We start from the raw sequence: 2,878 nt of genomic DNA, 5'->3' as shown, positions 1-2,878 counted from the left end.
GCATGATAAATCAAGCCCTTACCAAAGAATATTAAATTGGAGGGGCGCAATGTATTGCGCTCGATTAATGTAGCGTCATGCCATGGCATGACGAATCTTGGTTTTCATCCTCATCCCAATTTTTCCCACCAAGGGTGAAGGAGCGAATAATTCCTTAATCTCGTAGAAATTGTTTTTTAACCCTTCTCCTGGTTCAATTTTATGAAAAATAAAGATATACTACCATTTGTGTGCTTTTAAAATGCCAACAAATAATGCGCAAAATATTTTATTCAAGAAAAAAAATACCCATCGCTTCAAGTGATATTTAAAGGAGAGAATTATGAAAATAAATCGTTCACTGATAGCTGATTTTTCCTTGGCAGGAGTTTGCCTCGTCTGGGGAGGAACTTTTGTCATGATGAAAAACATATTAAGCAGAGAAGCCCCACTGAATGTTCTCTTTTGGCGATTTACCATTGCCACTTTATTTTTGCTACTCATTCTTCCCCAAAGGTTGCCAGATAAAAATACTTTTAAATACGGCTTGATTTTAGGAACCGCTCTCTTTGGTGGTTATCTTTTTCAAACCTTTGGTTTAGTTTATACCACACCAGCCCGTTCGGCATTTATCACCGGATTGTCGGTTATTTTAGTTCCTTTTTTTTCTTTCGCTTTCCTTCGAACCAAGCTGAAAAAAGAAACCATGATTGGAGTAGCTATGGCTCTGGTTGGATTAGCTTTTCTGACTTTTAATCCTACTGAATTTATAAAAAAAGGGCAAATTTTTGGAGATTTATTAACCTTGGTAGGGGCAGCAGCTTATGGATTGCAGATCGTATTGGTAGAAAAGTTTTCCCAAAAAAGCCAGGCTCTTCCGCTGGTTATCGTTGAAATGGGTACGGTAGCCTTTTTGAGTTTTTTACTAGCTATTTCTTTTCGGTCACTCCGCCTTCCCGCTCAGTGGATCGATGTTGGTCAGTTTATTTTTTTAGGGACTGCCGCAACCGGGCTGGCTTTTGCGATTCAAAAAATAGCACAAAAACATACTACCGCTATCCATGTTGGAATCATTTTTGTTTTAGAGCCAGTGTTTGCTGCGGTGGTTTCATATTTTCTTTGGCAAGAGAAATTTACACCCCGCACTTTAGCGGGGTGCTTCTTTATCGTTGCCGGGATTCTTTTTTCTGAAATATCATCCCGGCTTTTCAATCATTCACCAGATTCTGAATCAACAATTTTTAAATCAAATTCCAAGCCTTCAACATAGAGAAGATCAATAATTTTTTGAAGCAATCCCTGTTCTTCGGCTCGGCTCATAGGAGTCCCTTTTCGTCTAAAGTTAGTTAAAACAATTTTCATTTTATCGTCCTCCTGTTCCGGTTATGAGATCCGGTTTTATGCTTTTAATCGCTTTAAGGCGAGTTCAATTCGATCCATAGCTTCAGAAATATTTTCCATCGAATTTGAGAAAGAAATCCGTAAATAACCCTCACCCTGTTCACCAAAACAAGTTCCAGGGAGAAGGGCAACCCCAGCTTCCTGCAAAAGGTAAGCAGCCATTTCTCGGGATGTTAATCCAAAAGATTTGATATTGGGAAAATAATAAAAAGCACCATTCGGTTTAACAATTTGAACACCTTCAATTTTGCTTATCCGATCAAATAAAAAGTCTCTTCTCCGACGGAACTCGTTCGTCATATTTTGAACTGAGTTTCTCTCGAATAAAAGAGCCTCAGCTCCTGCCATCTGAGTAAAAGTACAGGTACATGAATTGGAGTTAGTAACTAATAAAGATAAATATCCGGCTAATTCCCGAGGAAGAACTGCATAACCCAATCTCCAACCGGTCATGGCAAAGGTTTTAGAAAAGGCATCGAGCAATACTGTTCTCTCTTTCATACCTGGGTATTGGAGTATGCTCACATGATCTCCATCATAAACAATTTCGCTATATACTTCATCAGTAAATACCATTAAGTCCTCATCGATTGCAACATGTGCTATTGCCTCTAAGTCTTCGGCCAATAATCTTGAACCAGTCGGATTATGCGGAGAATTTAAAACTAACATCTTGGTTTTCGAAGTTATCAAACTTTTTAGTTCATTGGTGTCCACCCGAAATTCATTCTCTTCTAAAAGAGGAAGAGGCACTGCTTTTGCTCCGGCAAAATCAATAATTGACCGGTAAGCTGGAAAGCCAGGATTGGGATATATCACCTCATCACCTGGCTGAAGAAGCATAAGAAAGGTTAAAAATATAACCGGTTTAGCTCCTGGGGTGATAACAACTTCCTCCGGGTCAACGTTTACTCCCCGGGTTTTTTTCATATAGGTTGTAACTGCTTCTTTTAAGTCGTCTAATCCAGAAGAAGGTACGTAGTGGGTATGTCCAGCTTGGATGGCTTGAATTGCTTTATTTTTAACTCTTTCAGGAGTCTCAAAATCTGGTTCGCCGATTTCAAGATGAATAATCTTTTTACCCAACTTCTCCAATTTTCGGGCTTGAGCTAAAACTTCAAAGGCACCTTCACCGCTCAAGTGGTATACTCTGTCGGCAACGAAGTCATTAAGTTGGGCAAATTTTTCTACTTTCTCAATGGATTTCATGGTCTCACCTACCTTATTTGGTAATACTCTAACGACCGAACCATCTTTTTGCAATACCCCAGTATTGAAAAAAATAATAAAATAGAATTATTAATTATATTATGATAGTCCATAATTCTAATTTTGCCTTCTCATTTCTTTATACCGATCTTAATGGATAAATCCTTATGCTCTAAGACAACACCAAATGATAAAGAAAAATACTTTTTCAGAAACTTATCTCCCCCTTTAGCAGGGAAGGTAAAACGGGAATTGGAATTTTTTAGAAATGAACTGAATCCTTTCCCAC

The 2,878-nt window shown here is 38.3% G+C and carries 3 protein-coding genes; 1 reads left to right on the top strand and 2 read right to left on the bottom strand.

The genetic code is table 11. The annotated features are described in order from the left end of the window. Positions 1 to 322 precede the first annotated feature (322 nt). Complete coding sequence (locus PLK24_RS05255) at positions 323 to 1,249, top strand: DMT family transporter (protein ID WP_324476981.1); 927 nt, start codon at positions 323 to 325, stop codon at positions 1,247 to 1,249. On the opposite strand, the gene PLK24_RS05250 is transcribed toward PLK24_RS05255, so the two are convergent. After that, the gene (locus tag PLK24_RS05250) at positions 1,192 to 1,341 is read right to left on the bottom strand and encodes a hypothetical protein (protein WP_218112238.1); all 150 of its coding nucleotides are present in this window, start codon (positions 1,339 to 1,341) and stop codon (positions 1,192 to 1,194) included. The genes PLK24_RS05255 and PLK24_RS05250 overlap by 58 nt on opposite strands. 36 nt (positions 1,342 to 1,377) lie before the next feature. Continuing rightward, positions 1,378 to 2,589 carry a pyridoxal phosphate-dependent aminotransferase gene (locus PLK24_RS05245; protein WP_324476977.1) on the bottom strand — a complete coding sequence of 404 codons (1,212 nt, stop codon included), beginning with the start codon at positions 2,587 to 2,589 and terminating at the stop codon, positions 1,378 to 1,380. Between the last annotated feature and the right edge of the window lie 289 nt (positions 2,590 to 2,878).

The sequence above is a fragment of the Atribacter sp. genome (assembly GCF_035418125.1).
GTDB lineage: Bacteria > Atribacterota > Atribacteria > Atribacterales > Atribacteraceae > Atribacter > Atribacter allofermentans.
Note: the sequence above shows the minus strand (reverse complement) of the source record. Positions and strands in the feature narration are given on the sequence as shown.

What these genes read in the sequence shown, in the direction of transcription:
- PLK24_RS05255 (WP_324476981.1), top strand. Translation starts at nt 323, where the DNA reads ATGAAAATAAATCGTTCACTGATAGCTGATTTTTCCTTGGCAGGAGTT.
- PLK24_RS05245 (WP_324476977.1), bottom strand. Translation starts at nt 2,589, where the DNA reads ATGAAATCCATTGAGAAAGTAGAAAAATTTGCCCAACTTAATGACTTC.
- PLK24_RS05250 (WP_218112238.1), bottom strand. Translation starts at nt 1,341, where the DNA reads ATGAAAATTGTTTTAACTAACTTTAGACGAAAAGGGACTCCTATGAGC.